This window comes from Fusibacter ferrireducens, assembly GCF_015352425.1.
Taxonomy (GTDB): domain Bacteria; phylum Bacillota; class Clostridia; order Peptostreptococcales; family Acidaminobacteraceae; genus Fusibacter_A; species Fusibacter_A ferrireducens.
The window spans coordinates 1-2,654 of the sequence record NZ_JADKNH010000039.1 but is presented as its reverse complement, the minus strand read 5'-3'; the positions used below and the strand labels follow the sequence as shown (position 1 = coordinate 2,654).

At 35.2% G+C, this 2,654-nt stretch carries 5 protein-coding genes; all 5 read left to right on the top strand.

Features of this window, described 5'->3' with window-relative positions:
- Nucleotides 1-286 precede the first annotated feature (286 nt).
- Complete coding sequence (locus ISU02_RS23650) at nt 287-925, top strand: hypothetical protein (protein WP_194704338.1); 639 nt, start codon at nt 287-289, stop codon at nt 923-925.
- 247 nt (nt 926-1,172) lie between these two features.
- On the top strand, nt 1,173-1,460 hold the full coding sequence (locus ISU02_RS23645) for a transposase (protein WP_194704337.1): 288 nt from the start codon (nt 1,173-1,175) through the stop codon (nt 1,458-1,460).
- 41 nt (nt 1,461-1,501) lie between these two features.
- Complete coding sequence (locus tag ISU02_RS24505; RefSeq protein WP_194704336.1) at nt 1,502-1,774, top strand: IS3 family transposase; 273 nt, start codon at nt 1,502-1,504, stop codon at nt 1,772-1,774.
- Nucleotides 1,775-1,874: 100 nt separating this feature from the next.
- Nucleotides 1,875-2,018 (top strand): hypothetical protein, encoded by a 144-nt coding sequence (locus tag ISU02_RS24500; protein ID WP_407646474.1) that lies wholly within the window; start codon nt 1,875-1,877, stop codon nt 2,016-2,018.
- The gene (locus tag ISU02_RS23635; protein WP_194704335.1) at nt 1,987-2,325 is read left to right on the top strand and encodes an integrase core domain-containing protein; all 339 of its coding nucleotides are present in this window, start codon (nt 1,987-1,989) and stop codon (nt 2,323-2,325) included. Before ISU02_RS24500 ends, ISU02_RS23635 begins: the two co-directional genes overlap by 32 nt.
- Nucleotides 2,326-2,654: the final 329 nt, after the last annotated feature.

The following is a 2,654-nucleotide window of genomic DNA, read 5'->3' as shown; positions in this document are numbered from 1 at the left end:
TCCTATTAAAGTTGATCAATTATTACCATGGTCTGATCAATTGCCTGAGTATTGCAGGATTCCTAAAAAAGACTAATTTGTACGCTCATATCTGTCAAGGTGTGGGCGTTTTGACGCTTACGGATTAGGAAAGTACTATGATGAAAATGAGGAGTACTTTGAACCTTATTGGTACAATGGTACTTGGGAAAATCCGCGGCAACAATATAATCTATTTATTGGATTAGATAATGTGTTCACATCTCTTCTGAAGGTTGGCGACACAAAAGGACTTTCGCTATTACTTGTGGAATTAGGTAAAAATATTAGTTCAAGGATTTTCTATGAAATCGAAGAAAATGAGGTATATGCAACATACCTTGAAGAACTGATGGCATTGTACCAATTGATAGGCTATGATCTTATTATGAATGTTAATAGCTTTGATGTTATTCCATTTTCCGGTAACAAAGAGAAAATAGTTGACCTATATGGATTAGAACAATGGCTAAAGAATAGGCATGAGGGAATATATGATTCTTATGAAGGCATCATAAATGCATATTCAAGTGGTAATTATGGAACTTGTATTGAAGCTTGTCGTACAACACTAACAGGGATATTTTCTAAATACAAAGGTGTTGAATCTTTTGCCAAATGGTTTCGTGGGACAGCTTCAATTGCAGGAGATTTAAATAATAATATGCCAACCATTAAGAACTCATTAGATGCACTCGGAAAGAGTGATTTGGCAGAATTTTTTGAAGAAAATGCTTCCGGCAATTATAAGAAAACCAGAGCAATATATAGCATATATTCTATGCTTTCGGATTATGGAACACATAGACAAGAAGGGACTGCAGAGATACCATCGAAAGAAGACGCTTTAATGATGCTAAGGATGACCGAAGATATATTGATATGGATTTACCAAAAGAAAAGGTAATCAATCTTTTGTTAGAAGCAAGAAGACAAGACTGTGATTTGAGAAAATTAATCATAATTGTGCCGAATAAAGCTTTCAAGTAAGGCATAATTATTTGAAAGTTTTATTGCGTACAATTCTTACTGACTGGTAAAGTTGTAGCAGCGCTAAAGTTTGCCGAACTAATTTGATTTGTCCTGATACAATGAAGTTGTAACACCTCGGTCTAGCTTGATGATATAATTCAAACAAGAAAAGAGTTACTAACATGTCAAATAAGAGATATCCAACAGAATTAAGAGACAAAATTCTTCGATTACATCTAGAAGATGGCCGAACGATAAAAAGTTTAACAAAAGAATACGATTTAGGTAGCGGAACACTAAAATACTGGCTTGACAAACACCGTGAAGAATGCAAATCTAATCCAGAACTACAATCACAAACTGATGCAATGAAAGAGATCCAAAGGCTGAAAAAAGAACTTGCCGAAGCCAAAAAGGAGAATGACTTCTTAAAAAAGGCGGCAACATTCTTCGCAAAGGAAATCGACTAAAAAAATATCAGTTTATCGACCAGTACCATTTAGATTTTGGAGTGAGATATCTGCTCTTAAAATTTAAGCTATACCCCAATCATTACTACAACTACCGTAAGAATCGAAACGCAAATTACCGCAACCAGAAGCAACATTTAAGATCAAGCATAAAAGAAATATATCATGAACGTGGTGATACCATAGGTTACCGCATGATTTGTGATGTACTGAATCGAAAAAAACTTTCATGCTCTTATGGGACTGTTTATCGGTATATGAAAGAAATGAATATTAAAGCAACAATCATGGTTAAAAAAAAGGGCGTACATTAGTAAAGGCAAGAAGCACCACATATTTGACAATCGAGTTGATCGAGAATTCAATACGACTGAGCCTAATGAAATTTGGTGTACAGATTTTACACAAATCAGCTTGAAAAATGGTAAAAAGCGTTACAATTGCACCATTATCGATCTATATGATCGAAGTGTTGTCGTAACAGCTAATAGCAAGTTTATTGATACAGAACTTGCAATAAACTACGTTGAAAAAAGCTATAAAAGCAAATCCTGTTAAAAAACCGATTATTTTGCATACAGATCAAGGCTCACAGTTTGCATCAAGAAGGTTCATTGCATTCTGTGAAGAAAATAGAATTTTTCAAAGTATGAGTCGTGCGGGCAACCCCTACGACAATTCTCCTATGGAGAGGTATTATAATACTTTTAAATCAGAACTCATAAATCAGTACATTTTTGAAACTGATGAAGATTTGAATAAAGCTGTGAATGATTACGTATTCGATTGGTACAATTATTGCAGACCGCATTCGTTTAATGGTGGATTAACACCTTTTGAAGCAAGGCATAAAACTACCCGGTAGTGTTACAATTTTGCTTGACTAGGACAATTTAAAAGTACAAGGATTGTAGGTGTAAAACAATTGGGCAAGGAAGTATCACAATCAAGAAGCATTTAGAGAGAAAGAAGCATTGTGGTAAAGAATGTCTTAGATTCAAATTGTTAGTGAAATCACCGTTAGGCGATTAGCGATATGGAGAAAACAGATTATGAAAGTGGTCTGTTTTTTTATGGTGTGCCAAGCATGGCACTAATCTAGCTGGTGTAAGTCCAGTCGCGGGTATTTACCGCCAAGCGTAGCGAACCACAAGTTGGTATCAGTAATGGTATGGATGAAGGAAGTGGTGTAGC

Excerpts from the sequence above, each read along its gene's own strand:
- ISU02_RS23645 (WP_194704337.1), top strand. The coding sequence starts at position 1,173 with ATGTCAAATAAGAGATATCCAACAGAATTAAGAGACAAAATTCTTCGA.